Raw genomic sequence first — 23,156 nt, forward strand, 5'->3', positions numbered from 1 at the left:
CATGGAATACGAAACGATTATTTCGCATCCGCGTGACGGCGACGACTTCCTCCTCGAGAACCATCTCGCAGAGGTCGCATCGCGAATGCTCCGTGTAGGGCGGTTCAGAGAGGACGGGTGCTGTTCGGAGCGGACCGTCGCTAGGGTCATCGGCCGACTTCACGACTTCGGGAAGGTAACGCCAGCGTTTCAGGATTATATACACCCCGATCGAACACACGTTGGACCGCAACAACTCACGTATCACGCACGTTTGAGTGCGTTCGCCACTTACTGGGTCATCAACGAACTCGGCGGTGAGCAACGCGACGCTCTCGCTGCCTTCGCGACGGTCTCGAGACACCATGGTGTACTGCCGGACCTGGCTACGCATGTCATCAAAGATATCTACTACAACGAAGTCGACAGCGGCGAGCCGCCGAAAGCGTGGGCCGTTTCACAGGTTGAAACGATCGACGATGCGACACCTCACGCGCAGGCAGCGAACGAGTTTCTGACCGAAGCAGGCTCAGATCGGACGACGTGGAATCGGTTCCGAGACGAGATGCGAGACGGATCGCTCCTCGAGTCGGTCGCAGACGATGTCGCCGAGAGCGTCGGTTTCGGTCTGAATCGAAGTGCGGATCCGAACCGATTTCCCGACACGACGTACGACAGAGCGATCCGCTACTTCGGAGCGCTGACGCTCGCGGATAAAACGAGCGCAGGCGACGTTCCCAAGTCGAATCTGCGGCGAGAGCCGCTTTCTCTTAAGCCACTCGATAACTATGTTGAGCGCCTAGAGGCCGACAGCAAACTCGAACAAGAATTGAACGAGCGACGGGAAGCCGCACGCGAGGAGGCACGAACGAACACAGTCGATCGACTCCTAAGGACTGACGCGGATGTGGGGCGATTAACTCTTCCGACCGGGCTCGGAAAGACGTTTTCGGGGATCACAACGGCGTTTACGCTTCGAGACGAAATCCAAGAGCGGCGCGGTCTAGAGGAGAAGCCGACAGTGATCTACGCGCTCCCCTTTACGTCGATCATTGAACAGACGCGAGAGCTATTCGAGGACCCGGAACTCTGGAACGCCGATCCGCATGGACACGCGTTTACCGTCCATCACTACCTCAGCGAGACAGTAACGCAGGTTGATACCGAACGCGGCACAGACGGTGATCCCGAAACGGATCAGGGAACACGCAACGATGCGCTGCTCGGCGAGAGCTGGCGCTCGGGAACGGTCCTGACGACGTTCGTCCAATTGTTCGAGAGCCTTGCCGGCCCGACGAACAGTGCCAGCCTCAAACTCTCCGCACTGCAGGACGCGGTGATCATCCTTGACGAGCCACAGGCACTTCCAAAGCGGTGGTGGGCCGCAGTTCCGCGTCTCGCTCGGACACTATCGGACGAGTTCGATGCGACGCTCATCGCGATGACGGCCACCCAGCCAGCACTGTTCGAAGCGAGCGACGACTGTGAAACCGTCGAATTGCTCGAGGATACGAAAGCGTACTACGAAGCGGCAAAACGGGTTCGATACACGGTCGACGATTCCGTTTGGGCACTTGGCGATCCGGAAGCCGAGACGACACCCGTCGATCACGAAACTGCTGGTAACAGGATTGTTACTGCGGTGACGACCAATGGGCTCACCGAAGACGAGCCACCACGATCCGCGCTGGCAGTCTGCAACACGATTGCCAGTTCACGGCGACTCACCGAAACTGTAACCGAGGCCGCACCCAGAAACGCCGTTCACGTCGGCAAAGTGTACGAAGAGGTCCTCGAACGCACTTCGATCGACGTTACCAGTCGCTGCAGAGGCGACGACTACGACGAGTTCAATGCCGATCCCGACACGCTCTTTACCGACCCCGACACTCTCGCACATCGAACGCTTGAGCGACTCGGACTCACCGTGGTAGACGAGGACACTCGTGGCGAAAATGAGTCAGTCACCGACCTTCGGTGGGAGTGGGACGACCACATCCGGCCGTCGCTGGCCGTCGCAACGTTCAACTCTCGGTACCGACCGCGCGACCGTCGTGTCCTCATTCGACTGGCCGATGTGCTAACAGCAACCAAGACGCCGTTCGTTCTCGTCTCGACCCAAGCCGTCGAAGCTGGCGTCGACCTAAGCTTCGGACAGGTCTTCAGAGATATTGCGCCGTTAGATAGCATTGTCCAGGCTGCCGGTCGCTGTAACCGTTCGTTCGAATGGGGGCTCGAAGGCGGGACAGTCACGATTTGGCTGCTGGCGGACCCAGACGCACCCAATGCTGGAATCGACCGAACCCCTGCCGCGTGTGTCTACCAGAACGATGTCGGTGAACACCTGTCGATCGTCGCCGAAACGCTCCGTGAAGAGCTGCCGTCAAGCAGCGATATCGACGAACTGCATTTGACCCGAAACGCAGTGCCGGCGTATTTCGATGCGCTACAGGAACAGTCTGTCGCGAGCCAGCAGTTACGGACCTACATCGACGATTTCGAGGCAATGGCGCTCGGACGGACGTCGCTCATTCAGCAGGATTACCCGACCGTCGACGTACTCGTCGCGGTAACGGCTACCGAACGTCGGCTGCTCGAGGACATCGGTGACGCCTTTGCGGCCGGAAATACGCCCAGGGCATACGAGCTTCTACAGTCGGCTGCCGATCTGCGGTTGTCGGTGCCGGCTCGAGACGCCGACGAAGCGCTTACGAGCGTGCCACGCGCCGATCGAAAAGACCGCGGCAATCCGGAGGGCGTACACGTCCTCGCGTTCGACGTTGCTCGAGACGGTGGTGGCTCGTACGATCTCGATGGTGGCGGATTCGTTGCCGACGATGACAGCACAGTCGGAGGGAGATTCACGATATGACCGATGAACTCAGTTACTCCGATTCCGAGCGGATCGACAACCTGATCGAACGCGAACGATCGCCACATCGCGAGCCGTCAGTTCGAATTACCGGCTTGATGGTCCAGTACTATCACGTCTGTAGACGCGAACTCTGGTTCATGTCTCGCGGTATCGATATCGATCGCGGTGCAGCGAACATCCGACGCGGAAGCTATGTTGACGAACATAGCTACCGAAACAAGCGTCGCTCATTTTCCATTGACGGCCGCATCTCGCTGGATCTCCTTGACGACGGCGATGTGATGGAGGTAAAAGTCTCCTCAGCGCTCGAAGAACCGCCTCGAATGCAACTGCTGTACTACCTCTGGTATCTCGACCGGATTCACGAAGTAGAGAAATCCGGTGTATTGGCGTATCCCAAGGAGCGGTCGCGAGAATCGATCGCACTGACCGAGGACACCGCACTGGAGGTCGAGGAAACACTTCGGGGAATCATCGATACTGTCGAGGCCGATAGTCCACCGGACCTCGAAAAGAAACCGTACTGCCACTCATGTCTGTATCAGGACATTTGCTGGCTATAATCATGCCTCAAGATAACCACCACATCTTCGCCGATGGCAAACTGTCGCGTAGTGAAGACACTTTGCGAATCGACACTCTCGCCGGTGAGATGAAACACCTTCCAGTCGAAAGCGTTGGAACGCTATACCTCCACGGACAGATCGATTTCAACACTCGTACACTCGGTCTCCTAAACGATTACGGGACGACCGTGCACGTCTTCGGCTGGAACGACTATTATAAGGGTTCTTATCTTCCAAAACGACAACACCAGTCGGGAAACACCGTCGTCGAACAAGTCAGAGCCTACGATGATCAGGATCGACGGATGCCGATCGCCAGGTCGATGATCCAGGCCAGTATGCATAATATGCGTTCAAACCTGAAATACTACGATACGCGGGATCACGAGTTCGGCGACGCAATCGAGCGGATAGAGCAACAACAAGAACTCGTCGCAGACATCGCTGACATCCAAGAGCTCCGCGGTGCCGAGGCAACTGCCCGCAAAGCATACTACGGCTGTTTCGACGACGTTCTCCGAGACCCGTTCGAACTCTCCCGACGAGAGTATAACCCTCCGTCCAACGAAACGAACGCGCTCATTTCGTTTCTCAACGCGATGGTGTATACCACCTGTGTCTCCGCAATCAGAAAGACGGCACTGGATCCAACGATCGGTTACGTCCACGAACCCGGTGACCGTCGGTTCACCCTCTCGCTCGACATCGCGGATATCTTCAAACCGATACTCGCTGACCGAGTCCTCTTTCGACTCGTCAACCGTCGCCAGCTCAATCTCGACGACTTTGAACGGGAGCTTGAGGGGTGTCTCCTAAATGAAGGCGGCAGACTCACCGTGCTGGAAGCCTACGAGGAAACGCTCGACGAAACGGTCGCCCATCCGCGCTTGAATCGAAACGTGAGCTACAAGACCCTCGTTCAGACCGACGTGTACTCGCTCAAAAAACACATCCTGACTGGAGAGCCATACCGGCCAACTGAACGGTGGTGGTAACGATGTTCGTTCTCATCACCTATGACGTGCCAGCCGATCGGACCGGAATATACCGAAAACTCCTCCGAAAGCACCTCGAGCACATCCAATATTCCGTGTTCCACGGAGATATTACCAAAGGACAACTCGTGACGATCATCCACGAAATTGAAGACCAACTCAAGTCTGACGATTCGATCTATATTTTCCAAGCTGAGGTCTCTGCAGCAGTCGAATGTACAGTTCTCGGTGATGCGGAAGAACCAGGGCAGCGATTCACCTAATTTCGTCGATCCCCCGCCTGTCTCACACAATTGCTGGTCGACGATAGTCGGTCCTCAGAATCAGGAGTATTAAACCCTATGTGGCCGTTACTCCGGATGGTTTCAGCAGGACCTTTGTAGGGTTGAAGCGAGTTCTCGCGTCCCGAGATCTCGCGGTACGTCGCGTTTCAGCAGGACCTTTGTAGGGTTGAAGCTGCATCCTGACCATTCGGGGGAGGGCGAATGACGACGGTTTCAGCAGGACCTTTGTAGGGTTGAAGCGACGAGGACGCGCATGCCGCCCGTGGGCTTTACCGGGTTTCAGCAGGACCTTTGTAGGGTTGAAGCAAGCGCTCTCGCGGCCGATATCGGGCGACTCTACTGTGTTTCAGCAGGACCTTTGTAGGGTTGAAGCGTGGGATGATGATCTCGCGCTCTGGCAGTGCCGAGAGTTTCAGCAGGACCTTTGTAGGGTTGAAGCATGGATGAGTTTGACGAAACCAACGAAATGCTGGTTTCAGCAGGACCTTTGTAGGGTTGAAGCTCATCAGGGATCCCCTCCGAGTTCGTTCAGCGAGTTTCAGCAGGACCTTTGTAGGGTTGAAGCGAAGCAAGGGAGGCCATGAACCGAGCCGAAGATGACAGTTTCAGCAGGACCTTTGTAGGGTTGAAGCGTCTTAGACCGGATTCGGTTCTCACACTCGGTACACAGGTTTCAGCAGGACCTTTGTAGGGTTGAAGCGATAAGCGGCAACCACGTAACGGCAACAATAACGGTTTCAGCAGGACCTTTGTAGGGTTGAAGCACCATAAAGGGAGTAGAAAGGAATTGAACCCTTCTGGTTTCAGCAGGACCTTTGTAGGGTTGAAGCAAGAGCCATGGAGCGACGTGCCATCTACCCATAGAGGTTTCAGCAGGACCTTTGTAGGGTTGAAGCAAACTCTCTCGCCAGGAGACCCGCGAGGCGGTCGGTTTCAGCAGGACCTTTGTAGGGTTGAAGCTTGACTTTGATGAGGTCTCCCTCGACTCGCTCGCGAGGTTTCAGCAGGACCTTTGTAGGGTTGAAGCGAGGGCGATCAGTGTCCAGAGTGCACTGCGCCGCTCGTTTCAGCAGGACCTTTGTAGGGTTGAAGCAAGATGAGAGACGACACACGGATACAAAATTATTCGTTTCAGCAGGACCTTTGTAGGGTTGAAGCACCACGGGCGACGACGAGGAGAAGGACGTCCGAGGTTTCAGCAGGACCTTTGTAGGGTTGAAGCTCGACCCGTAGGAACAAGTGCCAACCAATTCCTTGTTTCAGCAGGACCTTTGTAGGGTTGAAGCAACGGAACGGAGTACGAAGATGACCCACTAACGGCCGTTTCAGCAGGACCTTTGTAGGGTTGAAGCGCGTTGACAGGCGGCATCAACGGACACTTACCTAGTTTCAGCAGGACCTTTGTAGGGTTGAAGCGCCCCTTTCGACCCGGCGGACGTCAGACCGTCCCAGTTTCAGCAGGACCTTTGTAGGGTTGAAGCACCGTCGACCTGCAGACGGAGTCGTGCACCTGCCCGGTTTCAGCAGGACCTTTGTAGGGTTGAAGCGCAAATATTCTATTAATTCATCCCAAGTTTCAGGCGTTTCAGCAGGACCTTTGTAGGGTTGAAGCAAGGAGTACGCGGCGGAGAAGGCGGCTATGCTCGTCGTTTCAGCAGGACCTTTGTAGGGTTGAAGCGCTCTACTCGCAGACGGCCGGCAACGACGGCCGGCTCGTTTCAGCAGGACCTTTGTAGGGTTGAAGCTTCGTCGAAGTCTCCGCTGTCTGGTCACATCCGACGGTTTCAGCAGGACCTTTGTAGGGTTGAAGCACGAGTGCGCGATCTCGAAGTTCCTCGATCGCCTCGTTTCAGCAGGACCTTTGTAGGGTTGAAGCGGTGGTTGTCCCGCTACCGGGGGGGCCACCCAGCATGTTTCAGCAGGACCTTTGTAGGGTTGAAGCACAAGATCCGGATGCAAAACTAGAGGCCGATCTGGTTTCAGCAGGACCTTTGTAGGGTTGAAGCAGTACCCGCAAGGCATCAGCGGACACCTCCGAAGACGGTTTCAGCAGGACCTTTGTAGGGTTGAAGCTGCCAGTTGGCCCGCACCTCGCCGTAGTCGTCGGTGTTTCAGCAGGACCTTTGTAGGGTTGAAGCGCGAGGTATCGCGACCAGTCCGTCATCTGACGCGTTTCAGCAGGACCTTTGTAGGGTTGAAGCGAAGAATTAGCAAGTAAAGCGACCCAAGCTGTAGAGAGTTTCAGCAGGACCTTTGTAGGGTTGAAGCGAAGCGAGGGAGGCCATGAACCGAGCCGAAGATGAGTTTCAGCAGGACCTTTGTAGGGTTGAAGCATCTCCGACATATTCGTTGCCTATTGTGACATCGGAGTTTCAGCAGGACCTTTGTAGGGTTGAAGCATCTCCGACATATTCGTTGCCTATTGTGACATCGGAGTTTCAGCAGGACCTTTGTAGGGTTGAAGCGATCCGGACGACTCGGCGCCGTGGCGATGGAACCTCGTTTCAGCAGGACCTTTGTAGGGTTGAAGCTACACGGAGGGATCGACCGGGTCATCCGGAGAGGAGAGTTTCAGCAGGACCTTTGTAGGGTTGAAGCGGTGAGGTGCCGAAGGGCAGCTCGATATTCGTCAGCGTTTCAGCAGGACCTTTGTAGGGTTGAAGCATCAAGAGGTTCGAATCATGGCTGTAGACGATCGCGTTTCAGCAGGACCTTTGTAGGGTTGAAGCAGGTTGTCTGTCAACCCGGCAATCACGGGGAGAACCGTTTCAGCAGGACCTTTGTAGGGTTGAAGCGGGCCGTAGTAGTTGTCCGCCTTCGCCTTCGCGATCGTTTCAGCAGGACCTTTGTAGGGTTGAAGCGTGTGATACGACGATCGTTACGATCGCTTCGATCCACGTTTCAGCAGGACCTTTGTAGGGTTGAAGCTCGATCGAGGACCTGCGGCGGGCGCTCGCCAACGGAGTTTCAGCAGGACCTTTGTAGGGTTGAAGCTGGCGCGAGATCGAGATCTGGGAGGACGACGAGGAGTTTCAGCAGGACCTCTGTAGGGTTGAAGCGTGGAACCATCAAGGCATAGAGCCTGAACCTGGGGGTTTCAGCAGGACCTTTGTAGGGTTGAAGCGGTATCGAGGTTTCGGCGGACATCGAGCAATACCCGGTTTCAGCAGGACCTTTGTAGGGTTGAAGCGCTACTGAGTTGGACCGATCGTCGCCGCGACCGCTGGTTTCAGCAGGACCTTTGTAGGGTTGAAGCACTGATCCAACTTGTGGGCCTGGCCGCACGCCCGGTTTCAGCAGGACCTTTGTAGGGTTGAAGCGCATTTTGATGGAGATCCCCCCGCGATTCGAGATCGGTTTCAGCAGGACCTTTGTAGGGTTGAAGCAGAATGGAGGTAGAAGAGCCATGGATCTGAGTCACAGTTTCAGCAGGACCTTTGTAGGGTTGAAGCGTGAACGTCACGGACATCGGTCTCGAAGACAGTAGCGTTTCAGCAGGACCTTTGTAGGGTTGAAGCACGGAGGATGACGACGGAACCGTTCAGCCGTGGCAGTTTCAGCAGGACCCTTGTAGGGTTGAAGCGATCTAATTGATACCTTCATCCAACCCGAATTGGGTGTTTCAGCAGGGCCTTTGTAGGGTTGAAGCATCAAATACGTCGAGGACATCCTCGAGCACTACGGGGTTTCAGCAGGATCGTTGTAGGGTTGAAGCGTCGATCGGACGAGTTCTCCCGACGCACAGAAATGGTTTCAGGAGGACCCTCGATGAAAATCACACTCAAGGACGCACTCGTGAGCGGAATTCTGATCGGGCCCGGCCGACTCGCGCACTGCGATCGATGTTTGGCGTGCCTGCGTCCGAACCACCGCGTCGAAGTCCTGGTGCTGATCGACGGCACCGAGGTCGACGTCGTCACGACGCGCTGTGCGAGTTGCGCCCGCGGTGAGCTACATTCTGAGACGTCGCGCCCGTGCTGGCTCGCCCGTGGGACGATCGCGGCATCCGTCGACGGCGCCGGCCAATCGCGGTTGATTCTGAGTGGTGCGAGCGTGATCGATCGGTCGACCGATTAAGAGCCAATCTCCTCGATTCAAAAGAATGGAACAAAAAGTCAGCTTAATTTGCCGACCTTATTGTCACTACGGCGCCGTCGTATCGAAGTCAGCGATGCTGGTACTATCGGACACCTGTGAGTCAAGGGAACTCCCAGAACTGACACTTCCAGTGGTCCTATACGCATGGACAGTGTAGCTACTGTCAGTACCTGGGTTCACAGTTATCGTTGTGCCAGTTGAAGTGGCTACATCCGTGACTGCACCGGAACTGTCGACAACAGCAACACCGTCAGCGTTCCCGAGATTGTTCACGGTGACTTCGACCGTAGGAGTTCCGTCACCTTCAACAGAGACGCCTGCATTAACTGGTTCGCCGCCCATGTTGCTACCCAGATCGAGCACGAATGCGGCTATCACAGCGGCCAAAATGACAGTGATAGCTACCATCAATATGACACCTATGACAGGTGACACTGCGCGTTCTTCCTCGTTACCGATCAGCTTCGGGCCAATTTTGTCTAGCATGATTTCTCATAGCACCACTGAACGGTAGGAAAGCTTATACCCAGGACTATGGTAGCCCGAGACGCGCACAGGAATGGGGGCTTCACACCATCCCAGAGCGCACCTTCCTGCCGTCCCGCATTTTGGTGCTGATAGCAACCAGTCTCCCGACTCCATATATAATTAAGGGATCGTGAATGTCTCGAAGACTGAAAAGGCTTTCAAACTTGATAATCAGGCCTGCATAGAAGGGTTACAGCACCCCCTTGAAGCGCCGCTGTCTATCGATTTCGAATCGGAAAGAGCAGAGCAATAACTGTTATGGCCGATGACTCATACCTACTGCTATGTCAGATTCTCCCCTTCTCGTTGCTCCGCCGGATCTGGCGCGCACCTACAGCGGCCGCGCCTACAGCGATCCGTGGGATGCGGTCGAAGACTACCAGCGCGTCCTCGAGTACAGCGGCCGTCGGCCCAACGCGGGCGGACAGGCGATCGCCTCTGCCCTTAGTCTCCCGCGCGGTCGCGTCCGCCCGTGGCTCGATGGTTCAATCCCGCGCCCTGTCCAGGGTATCCAAACCGCAGAATCACACGGCTGGCTCCCACTTTCCGAAGATAATGAGCACTTTGAGACGATCAACCGTCTCGTCGCATGGGTATGCTCCCTCGGGACGATCAAGCCCAATTTGTTCACGCCGTACTTCCGGTACCGATCAGACGCCGATCGCGATCGCCTCGAAGCGCTCCTCGAAACCCTTGGTCTCGAACCACAACCGTTCCGAACGGATAGTGGCCCTCGAAGTGCTGAAATCTCGATCAGCGAGGACGGCGCCGTCTTCGGTCGCTTACTCGTCTGCCTCGAAGCACCGACCGACGACGAAACGATCGATATCGCACCGCAATACCTCAACGACGTCTCGAAAGCGGCCCAGAGCGACTTCGCACGCGTGTATGTACAAAACCGAGCGGAGCACTGGGAGTGGAACGATCGGTATGTAATCGAGCACGCGAATCGCTCGGATCGCTACCGCCGAAGTCTCGCAACGTTCTTTGCGACGCTCGGGGCCGACGCTGACGTTCACGAGGACGCGATCAGTATCGATAGATGGTTTGTCGAGCAGTTGAATACTGGATCTGTAAATGCCGTCTGACGAGGAGTATCTCGAGGACCTTCTCGAGCTCGCCGACGAGCTGGGGAAGATTCCGAGCCGCACCGAAATGAACGACGAGGGACCACACTCGTCGACACCGTACTACAATCGGTGGGGATCGTGGAACGACGCACTCCGGGCAGCGGGTCTCGACACAAACCACGTGTATCTTTCTGAGGATGATCTCCTCTCCGATCTTAGACGGATCGCAGACGAACACGGCCAGCCGGTATTAGTCGAAGACGTCGAGGAACACGGAAAATACGACCCAGCGACGTATTTCCGACGGTTCGAATCGTGGTTCGACGCTCGGGAGCAAGCGGGTCTGATCGCTGAGGACATCCGGCCGGCACGCCAAGTTGACGAGGACGATTTAATTGAGGCGCTTCGCGATCTCGCGATGGATCTTGGTCGGCCACCGTCGCAATCTGAAATGAACCACCGGGGCGAATATTCGATCAAACCCTACCTTCGTCGGTGGGGATCGTGGTCGAACACACTTGACGCGACGGGTCTTGGAACGCGAGAGTGATCTTGACCGATCGACAGTTGCTTGACCCAAATCCTTTTCGTCGTTGCGTAGCGTAGCCACTACCCGTCCCCCGTCCCTGCCACGGCCACGGGGAGCTTCTATTCGCGGTTTTTCACGACGGTGTACTCGTCGGCTTCGTCTCGCTCAATCTGGTTCCAGATCGCTCGCTTTACCGCATCTTGGATATCGTCGTCGACCGGCCCGACTTCGAGCAACCGATCGAGTGTGTTCCCTGGCATCGAGAGGCTAATTCGTCTTGATTCCGACGAATCGTCACCGTCGGGCTCGTCGCCCATACCCCCATTGTGGCACGGCCAGTCCAATAATCTATGGCATTTCAGAAGTTCGCGACACCTCGCAAATTCTCGCAAATTCTCTTAGCTACTCGCATATCTACGCGAAAACTCACGAAGTCGCGATTGTAAGGGTAACCAATAAGTAAGCGCGCGTGTAGGTACGGATAAGGACAAAACCTCACGTCAGCCACCGTTTCCCGAATAATCCTGTGAAGGAGCGTCCGGGGGTCGGGATAGCCGAGAGGCGACACGTTAGGCGTGAGTATCCGATTCTCTATGAGTTCGACACAACAGTACCATGAGTCGGTAGCACAGGCTACCGAATCCTACGAGCACAACCCGGGGGAGGTGTTCGAGGAAGAGATCGAGCACGATCACACGATCTGCAATCGGTGTTTCCGCGCCCAGTTCCGGCTAGAAACGGTTGCAATCCCAGTCCGCTATGCAGAGGGCGAGTATGGCTACGATCCTGTCGAAGAGGCTGACGTCGGGCAGGAAACCGTTCTCTGTCAAACCCAAGAGCAGACAGCGAACGTCGAGACCTGCCACCCACCGCGGATTGAAGGCCCGATCTACGACCGATCATCGGACGATCCGATCGCGAAGGTCGAAATCCCGCTCGAATGGAAGCGAGCAAATCCGCCGGAGAAAATCTACTGTCGGTGTGGCGCTATCGACCAGGATGGGTCGCGACCACCACTCGCAAAACAAGAAGCTGTCGAGCATGCGATTCGGATCTCCAATCGACTCGAGGAGGCCGACATCGCGCACGATCGCCGGCTTCTAAAAGAACAGGTCTACCGCTGGAAAGGTGAACCGGAGCTCGCGAGCAAAGACGATACACTATTCGAACATGCTGTCCGCATGGCCGTCGAATCGGCACGTGGTCAGACGCCGATCGGAATTCGCGTTGAGGGCGGCGAGGTAGTCAGAAACGGCTGAGAACTCGTTCATGACACGAAAATCAACTCCGAACGACGCAAATAGCCGCTGGTCTCGGCTGATCGGCGGGATCAGCTCATCCATGCCGTCTATCAACTACGAAAAGTTTCGGATGGTGTTTCTTGCGATTGTCATGGTGGCGAGCACGGTCGCGATGCCGCTCTTATTCACAGGCGGAGTCCACGGAGCCACATCAAACCATACCGGATCGGCACTCGCTCAATCTACCGATGACACAAAATACGTCTATTCAGGTGATGGATCTGGAATTGTTAAAAAGATAGACCCCAGTGACCAATCTGTAGAATGTGAATATACGGCACCAGACCGGATTGATGCCATTTATGCCCATCCTGACGGAGAAACAATTTATATCGGTGGATATGGCGGTTATATTCAGGCAGTAAACACTATAGATTGTACGAGACAGTGGGTATACTCTGACTATGACGGAAATGCTGTATATGATTTCGCTGTTAATGGTGATGGGACCCTTTATGCCGGTGGGCATAATGGCAATGTAATAGCTCTTGACACTTCTGATGGATCGAAACTTTGGGAATACACCGGCCACACTAGCTCAGTTTCGGGAGTCGCATACAGTAACGGAAATGTGTATTCTGGTTCGTGGGACAACACGCTCCGTGCTATTGACGCTGACACTGGAACTAGCAAGTGGGTATACGGTGGACACTCGTATTCAGTCCGGTCCGTTGCAACTGACGGGAATGGGACGGTTTTCTCCGGCGGGATAGATGGCGAAGTCCATGCCGTCCATGCGTCTGACGGTACTAACAAATGGAAGTACAACGGTCACGGCTCGTCTAACGTTGAGGGCCTAACTGTTGGAGGGGACGGAACAGTATACACAGCCGCGAGAAACAACGAATCTCACTCGCTAAACCCCTCTGACGGATCACGAAATTGGATTTATGACCACGGTGACGTGGTAAGTGATGTAGCTGCAAGCGGGGATGGAAGTGTATATACTGTAGGTAACTCTGAACTCCACTCAATTTCCACTTCCAATGGTAGCAACGAATGGGTATTCACCGGGCATGCTGGTCCTATTAACGCGGTTGAAACAGCGTATAGTCCGTCAGTTGAATTGACAGACCCAATCACCGGCCGCGTCACCAATCAACACGGCGACCCAGTTGATAACGCGACAGTTCTGGCTCATTCGATCACTGAACCCGCACTCGACGAGTCGGACGCCCGATCGCTCGAACGGCAAGCCAAAGACCTCCGAGACGAGCTCACGAACCCGCTCCCCGAGCAGTGGGACGAGGACTATGATCTCGATGCTCACATGGAGGGCGCGAGCGGGACGTACGCACTCGTGCACGCCCAAGATGACTGGGGCATTTCGTCGTGGTCAACGTCAGCCTCGTCGAACGTCGACGAGCCGAGACTCCAGGTTGACTCGGACCAAACGGTCATCATCTCACTGTGGGACCCTGACGAGGACGGCGGCTGGTTCGACAACCAAGTCGACAATTCGTTTCCCGGCTCCACAACTGACGGCGAGATCACCATCCGGCAACTGAGTCCGACGGGCGAGCCGATCGACTCGACCACCCATGAAACAGAGGTCATCGCGACCACGACCGGCGGCCGGGTCTTCGGCGAAAACGAACATCACGGCGTCCGCGTCGACCTCCCACCAGGAGTCTACCAGGCGGTCCCGGAGGACCATCCCGGGCGCGGCTATACGTTCGTTGTCGGCTCACCGGACGAGCTCGCCCAAGAATTCCACGACGACCTCCGGGACGAAGCTGATCGGCTCACTCGGCGTACCGAGCGAATTCAGGACTTGCTGGCCGACGACGGCCTCGTGGTCGAGACCGCGCGTACGGACGCCAACGGCGAGTTCGCGATCGAAGCGCCGTCGAACGCCGTGACCACGGATCTCAAAGCGATGAAGGCTGACGGTACGATCCTCGAGACCGACGAAAACCCCGGTCTTGATGACCTCCGGAACGCCCAACTCTCCGACTACAACGGGTCGTTCTACCTTCCGAATCCGGTGCCGAAAACCGTCGAACCACCCGCGGAGGACGTGCAAATCACGGTCTACCGATCACCCGAAGTCCCGCTGTCGGATATGGAGTCGTTCGCCGACTTGATGGCATTCCTCGATGAACAGCGGCTCAACGAGACAATTGGAGACCTCCGAAGCGAGTACGATCAACGATTCGACGAGATGGAGCGATCGACTCTCGAACGCGTCTACGCTGACCACCGCACGCTCGTCGAGACGGTCCCCGGCGCCAAGGATCGCTATCTCGATCGATCGGACTTCGATTCGATCCAAGACGCGGAGGGCCTTTCTACGGACGAACTGAGCGAGGAGACCTCGCATATGCAGGTCGCGCTCGCGAACGTCGGTCAGATCGACCCGCCGGAGATCGACGATCCAGAGGACCTACTCGATATCGAGGACGGCCTCCTCTCCGGTGAGCATCCAATCCCTGACGGCGTCGAAGAGGACTCGATTAGCGTCGAACTCCATCCAGTTAATGGGGAGGGCGTCGAAGTCATCGACGAAGAGTATTGGTCGGTAGAGTCGGACGGCTTCTTTGGTGGCCGATCGGTCGTCGTCGAAGACTACCCGGTCGAAGCCGAGGACGCCGCAGCCTACCAACTGCGCGTCCGTGGGGCGGGCGAGGACGGCCTACTTGACTCACCGCTTCCGATCGCGAACCCCGCGTTCGACGGCGAGGTACCCAACATCCGCGCAGTCGATGTGTCGACGCTCTCGCCCGGCCCCGACGAGCGCGTGAGTCTGACGTTTCGGGCTGATGAAGACGCCGGAATCGGCGGGATCGAATCGATCGAGGCGATCGGCCCTGACGGCGAGCAGGTCGACACGTCGATCGACGGCGATACTGCCCGCTTTACGACCAAGGGTGCGGGCGAGCACTTCGTTCGTGCGACGGTCACCGACGACACGGGCTCGCAATTCGTCAAATCGTTCAGCGTGCGCGCGTTGGAGCAACCCCGATCGGACCCACCGACGGTGCGTGCCGAACGCGGCCCGATGGGACTCTACGCGCTTGCTGGCGAGGGCGTGGACGACGCCGAGATCGCTGTCGATGGTGATAAAGTCCGCGTACGGGCGATCGTCCCCGGCGACGAGACGCCGGGAACGATCCACGTCAAACCCGATGCTGCGCTCTCGGGATCGGCGTACGAGATCGATGTCGCCGTACTCGCAGGTCCCGAGGAACGACAGGTCTCGACCAACCTCGAGACGGTGATCCATCTGGATAGCCTCTCGGAAGAGGCCACGCTCTTCCGCGGCGAAGCAAGCACATGGGGCGACCCAATTGAGTGGGACGGCGGCAACCGCTATGGCGAGGTTGTCGAACGAGAGAACGGCAAGATAATTCTCCGTACGTACTCGAACGACAACGGTCAAATCACGGTCTCGATCGACGAGGACCCGGGATTCATCCGATCGAACCAGTACCGGCTTGCGCAATGGATTCCGAGCTTCTCGATTCCATTCCTTGGATCGGCGATCATCCCGGCTGCCGGTGTGGCATCGGCGATTGGCACTGTCGGTGTGGGGCTTGTGGTCGGTCGACGGCGCGTTCTTCCCTAGGCGATCATCATGACACGGAAATCAACCCCGAGCGACGCGAACAGCCGCTGGTCTCGGTTGGCTGGCACGATCAATCTATCCATGGCGTGTAGCGGACAACTCCGAGCGATCATACTCGCGTTTTTGATGGTCGCCTCACTTCCGGTGATGTCGATCGCGTACACTGGCTTCGGGGACGGTGGGACAGCAGTTGCCGCATCTGGAAACAGTTCCGTGACTGACGGGTTCGAGAACTATGATTCGGGCACTACCCCGGGCGGCGATTGGGAGGATACAGGAACTGCTCCTTCTGAAGTCACAATGAATCAGTCCTATGAAGGTGACAAAAGTCTGCAAGTGGGGACCTCCTCCAACAATGGTAAGGTATTTTACAGGAACCAGTCCGTTCATGCGACTGACATTGACGTTTCTGTCACTATGTATTCTCATTCTACTTCCGAGACACGATTTGCATTGCACCCGGAAGGAACAGACGATTCCCGGGTCATTGTGTCTATAGTTGGCGGAGACTTGCAGATCTATGATGGTTCATTCACTGTGATTGACAGTAATGTTAACAACAACGAATGGGTGACGGTCCAGATAAACAATGTTGATCCATCTAACGATACCTTTTCGCTCCGCTGGGAGTCGCCAAACTCGTCAGGAGAGGCTCACGATATAGGATCTGATGGGACGATACCTGACGGAAACTTGGACCCGGAATTGTATTCTGGCGCAGAAGCTCATTTTGATCAGTTTGGATATGGTATTGGATTAGGTGGATTTTCAGAGCCGATCACCGGAACCGTCGTTGATCAACACGGCGACCCAGTTGATAACGCGACCGTCGAAGCATGGGGGATCGCCGAACCAGCACTCGACGAAAATGACGCCCGATCGCTGAAACGCCAAGCCGAGGATCTCCGCGACGAACTCGCCGATCCGATCCCCGAGCAGTGGGACGCCGACTACGATCTCGACGCCCACATGGACGCGGACGGAACGTACGCACTCGTTCACAGTGAGAGCGATTGGGGCGTCTCGAGTTGGTCGACATCGGTCTCCTCGAACGTCGACGACCCACGCCTCCAGATCGACTCGGATCAGACGGTCGTGATCTCGCTGTGGGATCCCGCCGAAGACGGCGGCTGGTTCGACAATCAGGTCGACAATTCGTTCCCGGGCTCAACCACGGACGGCGAAATCACGATCCGGCAACTCGGCCCGACGGGAGAGTCGATCGACTCGACCACGTACGAGACCGAGGTGATCGCGACCACCACGGGTGGAAGAATCACCGGCGAAAACGAACACCATGGCGTCCGCACGCGACTCCCACCGGGCGTCTATCAGGCCGTCCCCGAGGGTCACCCCGAACGTGGATATACGTTCGTTGTTGGCGATCCGGACGAGCTGTGGCAGGCGTTCGAGTCCGACCTTCGTGACGAAGCGAACCGGCTGACCGGTCGCGCCGAGCGCATCCAGTCGATGCTCCAAGAGGAGACGATCGTCCGCGAAACGGCGCGTACCGACGAAAACGGCGAGTTCGAGATCGATATTGCGTCGGATGTGGTCACCGCGGACGTCCGCGCAATGAAAGCCGACGGCACGATTCTCGACGGCCTCGAAGATCCGTCACTCGACGATCTGCGCGAGGCACAAGCGGGCAACTACAACGGATCCTTCTATCTCCCATCGCCAACGCCGAACACTGTCGAACCGCCTGCGGAGGACGTCCAGGTCACAGTCTACCGGTCGCCGGAGGTTCCACTTGGGGATATGCAGTCGCTTTCGGAGCTGCTAGCCTGGCTTGAGGACCAACGCCTCAATGAGACGATAGAGGACCTCCAGAGTGAGTATGATCAGCGGTTCGAGGAGATGGAGCGATCGACGCTCGAGCGCATCTACTCCAACCACCGCATGCTCGTCGAGACGGTCCCCGGCGCCGAAGGTCGCTACCTCGATCGATCGTCGTTCGGCGAGATCCAAGACGCCGAGAGCCTGAGTACGAACGAACTCTCGACTGAGACGACCCATATGCAGGTCGCACTCGCGAACGTCGATCAGATCGAGCCGCCCGAGCTGCCGGATTCGCCGGACAACTTGATCGATCTTGAGGACGGTCATCTCTCCGGCGAGACACCATTACCTCCCGGCGTCGACGAGGATACGATCGCCGTCGAACTCCTTCCGGCGAACGGGCAGGGAGTCGAGACGATCCCCGAGGAGTACTGGCACGTTGAGTCGGGACTTTTCGGCGACAACACGATCGTCGTCGAAGACTACCCGGTACAGGCGACCGATGCACCGGCCTACACGCTTCGGGTCCGTGCAGGCAGTGATGAGGGCTATCTCGACGATCGAATCCCGTTCGTGAATCCTGGATTCGACGGCGAAATCCCAGGAATTCGGGCGATCGACCTGAATACACTTTCTCCCGGTCCCAACGAGCGCGTCTCGATGACGCTCCGGACGAGTGAAGACACCAGCGTTGATGGGATCGACTCGATTGACGTCTTCGGCCCCAACGGCGAGGAGCTCAACACGACGATCGACGGCGACACCACACGATTCTCCACCAACGGAAAGGGCAAGCACTTCATTCGGTTGGCGATCACCGACGAGACTGGATCGACGTTCGTTCGATCTTTCAGCGTGCGTGCGTTGGAACAGAGTCGGTCAGACCCTCCGACGGTTCGGGCTGAACAAAGCACGACTGGTCCGTTCGCAATCGCCGGCGAAGGACTCGATGACGCGGAGATCGCCGTCGACGGCGATGAAATCCGGGTCCGGGCGATCGTTCCGGGCGGCGAAATCCCTGGAAGCATCCACGTCAAGCCGGACGCAGTGATGGACGGCGACACGCACGAGATCGATATCGCTGTGCTCGAGGGGACCGACGAACGGCAGATATCCACGAACGTGGAGGCGGTGATCCATCTCGACTCGATCGCCGAGGACGCCGACGTGTGGCGTGGGTCGCCGAGCTTGCTTGGCCAGCCGATCAAGTGGGACGGAGGCAGCCGCTACGGCGAGGTCATCAAACGCGAGAACGGGAAGGCGATCGTCCGGACGTACACGAACGACGATGGCGCGACGACCATCACGATTGAGGAAGATCCCGATACGTGGCGATCGGCGCAGTACAGCATCGCGTCGAGGATCCCGAGATTCGATATCCCGTTCATCGGATCGATCGCGACGCCATCCGCGTTCGGTGGCATGTCGATCGGGGCGATTGGGATCAGCCTGGTCGTCCACCGACGCCGCACACTTCCCTGAGGTGATTCCATGCAACGCAGACAATTCCTATCGACGATCGGAGCAACGGCAGTCGCAAGTACAACCCCATCGTTCATCGGCCCGATTCGGCTCTCGACACCCGAGGTACTGACACCGCTGGCACTCGCTGACGACGTGGATCTCGACACGTTCGGCACTGAAGGCAACCCGTCGTTCGCTCTCCGCTACGAAAGCGCCGAGGACCGCACGGACCTCCGAAAGTGGGTCGAGTCGACCGACGAGGGGCACGTGATTCGCGACCTCAAATCGGTCAATATGATCGTCGCAACGGTTCCGTGGTCCGAGGCGGGCCGATCGCGCAAGTTCGGCATCGAGACCTTCGACGGCGGATTCGACGACCTTTCGTACCTCGAATTTGCCGACGCGAATACGTTCTTCGAGCGCCCGGAACCGATCGGTCCGGACGGCCTCGCGAGCAGTGCAGATGACGTGAGCCACGATCTTCGGCTACGTGATCGAATCTCGATCGCGGCCCGAACCGGGCGGACAAGCGTCTCGGACGGTATCGACGGCCTCGCGTTCGACGGCGACGCACCAGAAACGAATCTCCGGAACGCGCGCCGACACGTACGCGCGGGCGACGGAGTACTCGACACGGTCGATACGTCGACTGCTCGGGTGACGATCGCTGATACCGGTGCTGACGACGGCGCACACTTCGATGCCGGTGACGGCACGCTCCGGTTTCATGACGACTCGACCGACTATACCGGCGTCGACGATCCGACGGTCGGTGAGGATGGTGCGAGTGCGGTCGCCGACGGAGACGGCCACGGAAGTTGGGTGTCCGCGTGTATCGGCGCGAACAACGCCGACGGCCGGTACTCCGGGTTCGTTCAGGATGCCGAGTTGGTGATCGCGAAGGTACTCGGCGATGACGGTAGCGGATCGATCGGCGATATCGTCGCCGGCGTCGAGCTGGCGATCGAGACCAATTCGGACGTGCTCTGCATGTCACTCGGGTCGGCACAATGGTCCGACGCGTTGGCCGCGGCGCTGGCCGACGCGTGGGAGGCGGGCGTCTTCCCCGTGGTCGCGAGCGGCAACGATCGCTATGCGACGACGTTCGTGGCGCACCCAGCGTCGGCGGAGGACGGCTTCGCGGTCAACGCGACGAACGTCCCCGAATCAGAGGACAGGGACGACACGGAGATCGCGTACTTCGGGAACGTCGGGCCACACAGCGGCATCGGCGACCTCTCGAACGGCGAATCGGAAGGCGCGACGCCGCAACTCGCGGCACCGGGTATGAATATCAAAATCGAACCGGTCGGGACGCTGACCGGCACGAGCATGGCCGCACCGATGGTCGCCGGCGCCGCGGCCGTGCTCGCTGCCGACGGCCACGACAACGAGACGATCCTTGATCGACTCACGACGTGTGCGTACCCGATCCCGAACGCGGGCTACACCGAGACCGAAAACGGGCTGCTCGACCTTGAAGCGGCGCTCAACGGCGACGAGTACGAGGAAGAACAGGCCAACGTCCGATCGGAAGAAGCCGAGATTCGGGATACGATCAACGAGGCCTATTCGGAGACGCGGGGCCGAAAACTCGCTGGGTTGTTCTGACATGTCGATGATGACGCGTCGATCGGTGCTCCAGACGGGCGGGACGATCGCCTTCTTTGGCTGGTGGCCGTTCGGGTCGGACGAGGACGATGATGATCGCGACGACGATCTAAAGTACGACACTAACGGTATCCCTGAGTTTCCTGAGCACATCACTGCTCGCGATGACCTCGGCGACTTGGAGAACTACCAGCCGCGACTCGTGGTCGGGTCCCAACAGGCGAGACACGATATGCAGGGGATGTACGGATGGATCGCCGAGAGCGAGGAGCACGACGTCGACGCGTACTATTACTGGATCCGATCGAACACCCAGCGATCGATCTTTCAGCACCTCTTTGGATTGGATATTGAGTTCAAGGATACGCATTACCTCGATCACGAGCCGATCATCGTCTTCGTCAACTCGGACGGGACAGTTGACAAGGTCGTCTACACGGCCGGCCACCACCTCGCGGCAGAACTTGATGGCGAGTGGGGCCGGTTAATCGAGGATCGCGTTGCCGACCGACGAACACACGTCGTCCTCCGGCAAGTCCGGCCGCACAACCACTTCATGGAGGCTTCAAGCCTGGAGGACGGTGTCTGGGTCCAGGGCTTCGCAGAGTTCGATAGTTGGCTCGATCGACGAGAAACGTGGTACCGAAACGGACGCTACGACAACACGGCCAATGTCGCCGTCATGGACCCATTCGAGTTCTACGAGAGCGACGGACGCACGTTCTGGTGGGCTGACGGGACGACCGATGCGTGGCTCGCGAAAAACGTCTACGTGCGACGGCTCACGATTGGCGATGAACGTGACGAACTTCGATTCGAGGATTGATACCATGACACGACACGCAATCCGCTACACAGTTGGAGGGATCCCACCACCCCCAGTGGTTCCACCGCCGATAAAACCCTACCACACGACGAGCACCAATCGCCGACCAACCCCTTCATCCGAACCTCATTCCAATGAGACCAATCATCAAGAAAGTCGCAACGCTGTTTCTCGTCCTGGCGCTCGTCACGGGCGGCATGGCAGCGTTCGCAGGCACCGCAGCCGCAGACACCACGACCCTCGCCGGCGACGGCACCGACACCGTTACCGGATTCAACGCATCGTCATCTGACTACATCGAACGCTCGATCAACGCCGACGACGGTACGAACGGCTTCGACGGCGACGGGACCGAGACGCTGTTCATGAACGTCTCATACGACGGCCACGACTACGCCGAGATCTCTGCGGCCGTCGACGACGGAACGGCGACGAGCCAGACGGTCAACATGAGCCATGACAAGCTCAAAAAGCTGCCCGGTGATGCCGGTAAAGTCACGACGGTCAACGTCACCACCTGGGGCGAGAATGCCTCGGGCGACACCACGACGGCGGCGACCGAGTTCTCGGTCGATATCACGTTCGCCGACGACCACGCCGTTCGAACGATCCACTCATCGAACAATTCGATCGTCGAGAACATCGAATTGTCCGACGACGATGACGATGGCTGGGTAGCCTCACTGTCAAGTCTCAACCCGCTGTCGAGCAGCGACGAGCTCGTGACGATCGAGGATGACGTCGGGATCGCCGGCTCGCAGACCGACATCAAGGTCTACTCCGAGGATTCCGACGTGACCGAGGTCATCGACAACCAACTCGAAGACAGCGAGGACGGCGATCGCGTCGGGATGTTCATGACCAGCGAGGTCGGCGACGGCATCGTGTACGTCTTCGCCAACGAACCCGGTGAGACGATCACCGGCGACGAGGTCGACGAGGATAAGGATACCTACATCGTCGCCCACGAGGGCGGCCAGATGGACGTTAACCTCGGGTCGGACGACTTCGACGACACCGACGAGACGGCCTCGCTCTCGCTGACCGCGGGAGAGAAGTTCGATCGCAAAGCACTCCAAGACGATCTGGGCTACTCGTGGAGACAGGCATACGGCCTGAGCTTCGACACGTTTAGTCTGAGCGATCTCTGGCCGTTCTGACGCGATCGGCCATCTTCCGATCCGATACATCTTTCGCTCCGTCGGCGTACCGTGGTTCGATTCCACGGGGAGTGCTTATGGCTACGACTGACAGCTACAGCAGTGTCCAGCCGAAGACGTCTCGCGATCGATCGACTCGTCGACGACTCCGCGAGGCATGCACAACCATCCTTGAGGCAGCCTGCCGACCGACGAGTTTCGAGCCCGCCGGCCGGGTCGACCCCGACGGCTACTTTTTCCGATCGGAGGATCACCTCTTTCGAAAAACGTGGACCCGACAAGTCGCAGACGGCGAAGAGCGCGTCCAACTCCGAACAGACGGCCCCACAAGCACGTGGGAACTTGTCTACCAGGGGCCAGATGGCCGATCGACGCCGATCGAGACCGACCTCGAACGCGATAAGGCATACACAGAGGCTGAACAGTACATGGCCGAACTCGATCAGGTTCCGATATTCTGCCGAACGGGCCGTGCGGTGATGTGAAAATACTCGCATTCCCACAATTCAATTTTCTGAAC

Annotated in this window: 16 protein-coding genes and 1 CRISPR repeat array; of the genes, 14 read left to right on the forward strand and 2 right to left on the reverse strand. The window is 57.7% G+C overall.

Annotated elements, in window-relative coordinates; translation table 11 throughout:
- Nucleotide 1 precedes the first annotated feature (1 nt).
- The 5 genes from MUH00_RS22435 (at nucleotide 2) to MUH00_RS22455 (ending at nucleotide 8,776) form a co-directional block, all read left to right on the forward strand.
- A complete protein-coding gene (locus tag MUH00_RS22435; RefSeq protein ID WP_247005158.1) occupies nucleotides 2–2,851 on the forward strand; it encodes a CRISPR-associated endonuclease Cas3'' in 2,850 nt (949 codons plus the stop codon).
- Nucleotides 2,848–3,417 carry a CRISPR-associated protein Cas4 gene (gene cas4 / locus MUH00_RS22440; protein WP_247005160.1) on the forward strand — a complete coding sequence of 190 codons (570 nt, stop codon included), beginning with the start codon at nucleotides 2,848–2,850 and terminating at the stop codon, nucleotides 3,415–3,417. Before MUH00_RS22435 ends, cas4 begins: the two co-directional genes overlap by 4 nt.
- A 2-nt stretch (nucleotides 3,418–3,419) precedes the next feature.
- Nucleotides 3,420–4,415, forward strand: a complete 996-nt coding sequence (gene cas1b, locus MUH00_RS22445) for a type I-B CRISPR-associated endonuclease Cas1b (RefSeq protein ID WP_247005162.1) — start codon at nucleotides 3,420–3,422, stop codon at nucleotides 4,413–4,415.
- A gap of 2 nt (nucleotides 4,416–4,417) precedes the next feature.
- Nucleotides 4,418–4,678: a CRISPR-associated endonuclease Cas2 gene (gene cas2, locus MUH00_RS22450; protein ID WP_247005164.1), complete on the forward strand. Its 261-nt coding sequence runs from the start codon at nucleotides 4,418–4,420 to the stop codon at nucleotides 4,676–4,678.
- Between the two features lie 99 nt (nucleotides 4,679–4,777).
- Nucleotides 4,778–8,414: direct repeats of the CRISPR family, unit length 30 nt; unit sequence GTTTCAGCAGGACCTTTGTAGGGTTGAAGC.
- A gap of 53 nt (nucleotides 8,415–8,467) precedes the next feature.
- Nucleotides 8,468–8,776, forward strand: coding sequence for a hypothetical protein (locus MUH00_RS22455; protein ID WP_247005166.1), 309 nt, complete (start codon nucleotides 8,468–8,470; stop codon nucleotides 8,774–8,776).
- Between the two features lie 66 nt (nucleotides 8,777–8,842).
- On the opposite strand, the gene MUH00_RS22460 is transcribed toward MUH00_RS22455, so the two are convergent.
- Entirely contained in the window at nucleotides 8,843–9,283 is a 441-nt protein-coding gene (locus MUH00_RS22460; protein WP_247005168.1) for an archaellin/type IV pilin N-terminal domain-containing protein, read from the reverse strand.
- 326 nt (nucleotides 9,284–9,609) lie between these two features.
- Here MUH00_RS22460 and MUH00_RS22465 point away from each other — a divergent pair, with 326 nt between their 5' ends.
- Together MUH00_RS22465 and MUH00_RS22470 are read left to right on the forward strand one after the other, a co-directional pair.
- Nucleotides 9,610–10,413 (forward strand): hypothetical protein, encoded by an 804-nt coding sequence (locus MUH00_RS22465; RefSeq protein WP_247005170.1) that lies wholly within the window; start codon nucleotides 9,610–9,612, stop codon nucleotides 10,411–10,413.
- Nucleotides 10,403–10,945, forward strand: coding sequence for a homing endonuclease associated repeat-containing protein (locus tag MUH00_RS22470; RefSeq protein WP_247005171.1), 543 nt, complete (start codon nucleotides 10,403–10,405; stop codon nucleotides 10,943–10,945). Before MUH00_RS22465 ends, MUH00_RS22470 begins: the two co-directional genes overlap by 11 nt.
- A gap of 98 nt (nucleotides 10,946–11,043) precedes the next feature.
- Here the strand turns inward: MUH00_RS22470 and MUH00_RS22475 are convergent, their stop codons facing one another.
- Nucleotides 11,044–11,184 (reverse strand): hypothetical protein, encoded by a 141-nt coding sequence (locus MUH00_RS22475; protein ID WP_247005172.1) that lies wholly within the window; start codon nucleotides 11,182–11,184, stop codon nucleotides 11,044–11,046.
- A 333-nt stretch (nucleotides 11,185–11,517) separates the two neighbouring features.
- Here MUH00_RS22475 and MUH00_RS22480 point away from each other — a divergent pair, with 333 nt between their 5' ends.
- The 7 genes from MUH00_RS22480 to MUH00_RS22510 all read left to right on the forward strand — a co-directional run bounded on the left by MUH00_RS22480 (nucleotide 11,518) and on the right by MUH00_RS22510 (nucleotide 23,121).
- A complete protein-coding gene (locus MUH00_RS22480; protein WP_247005173.1) occupies nucleotides 11,518–12,183 on the forward strand; it encodes a hypothetical protein in 666 nt (221 codons plus the stop codon).
- Nucleotides 12,184–12,265: 82 nt separating this feature from the next.
- Nucleotides 12,266–15,793, forward strand: coding sequence for an outer membrane protein assembly factor BamB family protein (locus tag MUH00_RS22485; RefSeq protein ID WP_247005174.1), 3,528 nt, complete (start codon nucleotides 12,266–12,268; stop codon nucleotides 15,791–15,793).
- A gap of 147 nt (nucleotides 15,794–15,940) precedes the next feature.
- Nucleotides 15,941–19,057: a carbohydrate binding domain-containing protein gene (locus tag MUH00_RS22490; protein ID WP_247005175.1), complete on the forward strand. Its 3,117-nt coding sequence runs from the start codon at nucleotides 15,941–15,943 to the stop codon at nucleotides 19,055–19,057.
- Nucleotides 19,058–19,066: 9 nt separating this feature from the next.
- The gene (locus tag MUH00_RS22495; RefSeq protein WP_247005176.1) at nucleotides 19,067–20,650 is read left to right on the forward strand and encodes a S8 family serine peptidase; all 1,584 of its coding nucleotides are present in this window, start codon (nucleotides 19,067–19,069) and stop codon (nucleotides 20,648–20,650) included.
- A 1-nt stretch (nucleotide 20,651) separates the two neighbouring features.
- Nucleotides 20,652–21,476, forward strand: coding sequence for a hypothetical protein (locus MUH00_RS22500; protein WP_247005177.1), 825 nt, complete (start codon nucleotides 20,652–20,654; stop codon nucleotides 21,474–21,476).
- Nucleotides 21,477–21,610: 134 nt separating this feature from the next.
- A complete protein-coding gene (locus MUH00_RS22505; RefSeq protein WP_247005178.1) occupies nucleotides 21,611–22,636 on the forward strand; it encodes a hypothetical protein in 1,026 nt (341 codons plus the stop codon).
- 77 nt (nucleotides 22,637–22,713) lie between these two features.
- Entirely contained in the window at nucleotides 22,714–23,121 is a 408-nt protein-coding gene (locus MUH00_RS22510; protein ID WP_247005180.1) for a hypothetical protein, read from the forward strand.
- The last annotated feature ends 35 nt before the right edge of the window (nucleotides 23,122–23,156 follow it).

Origin of the sequence: Halosolutus gelatinilyticus (genome assembly GCF_023028105.1) — an archaeon.
Taxonomy (GTDB): Archaea; Halobacteriota; Halobacteria; order Halobacteriales; family Natrialbaceae; genus Halosolutus; species Halosolutus gelatinilyticus.

Bases quoted from the DNA above. Each gene is read 5' to 3' on its own strand.
- MUH00_RS22435 (WP_247005158.1), top strand. From the start codon at position 2: ATGGAATACGAAACGATTATTTCGCATCCGCGTGACGGCGACGACTTC.
- cas4 (WP_247005160.1), top strand. From the start codon at position 2,848: ATGACCGATGAACTCAGTTACTCCGATTCCGAGCGGATCGACAACCTG.
- cas1b (WP_247005162.1), top strand. From the start codon at position 3,420: ATGCCTCAAGATAACCACCACATCTTCGCCGATGGCAAACTGTCGCGT.
- cas2 (WP_247005164.1), top strand. From the start codon at position 4,418: ATGTTCGTTCTCATCACCTATGACGTGCCAGCCGATCGGACCGGAATA.
- MUH00_RS22455 (WP_247005166.1), top strand. From the start codon at position 8,468: ATGAAAATCACACTCAAGGACGCACTCGTGAGCGGAATTCTGATCGGG.
- MUH00_RS22460 (WP_247005168.1), bottom strand. From the start codon at position 9,283: ATGCTAGACAAAATTGGCCCGAAGCTGATCGGTAACGAGGAAGAACGC.
- MUH00_RS22465 (WP_247005170.1), top strand. From the start codon at position 9,610: ATGTCAGATTCTCCCCTTCTCGTTGCTCCGCCGGATCTGGCGCGCACC.
- MUH00_RS22470 (WP_247005171.1), top strand. From the start codon at position 10,403: ATGCCGTCTGACGAGGAGTATCTCGAGGACCTTCTCGAGCTCGCCGAC.
- MUH00_RS22475 (WP_247005172.1), bottom strand. From the start codon at position 11,184: ATGCCAGGGAACACACTCGATCGGTTGCTCGAAGTCGGGCCGGTCGAC.
- MUH00_RS22480 (WP_247005173.1), top strand. From the start codon at position 11,518: ATGAGTTCGACACAACAGTACCATGAGTCGGTAGCACAGGCTACCGAA.
- MUH00_RS22485 (WP_247005174.1), top strand. From the start codon at position 12,266: ATGCCGTCTATCAACTACGAAAAGTTTCGGATGGTGTTTCTTGCGATT.
- MUH00_RS22490 (WP_247005175.1), top strand. From the start codon at position 15,941: ATGTCGATCGCGTACACTGGCTTCGGGGACGGTGGGACAGCAGTTGCC.
- MUH00_RS22495 (WP_247005176.1), top strand. From the start codon at position 19,067: ATGCAACGCAGACAATTCCTATCGACGATCGGAGCAACGGCAGTCGCA.
- MUH00_RS22500 (WP_247005177.1), top strand. From the start codon at position 20,652: ATGTCGATGATGACGCGTCGATCGGTGCTCCAGACGGGCGGGACGATC.
- MUH00_RS22505 (WP_247005178.1), top strand. From the start codon at position 21,611: ATGAGACCAATCATCAAGAAAGTCGCAACGCTGTTTCTCGTCCTGGCG.
- MUH00_RS22510 (WP_247005180.1), top strand. From the start codon at position 22,714: ATGGCTACGACTGACAGCTACAGCAGTGTCCAGCCGAAGACGTCTCGC.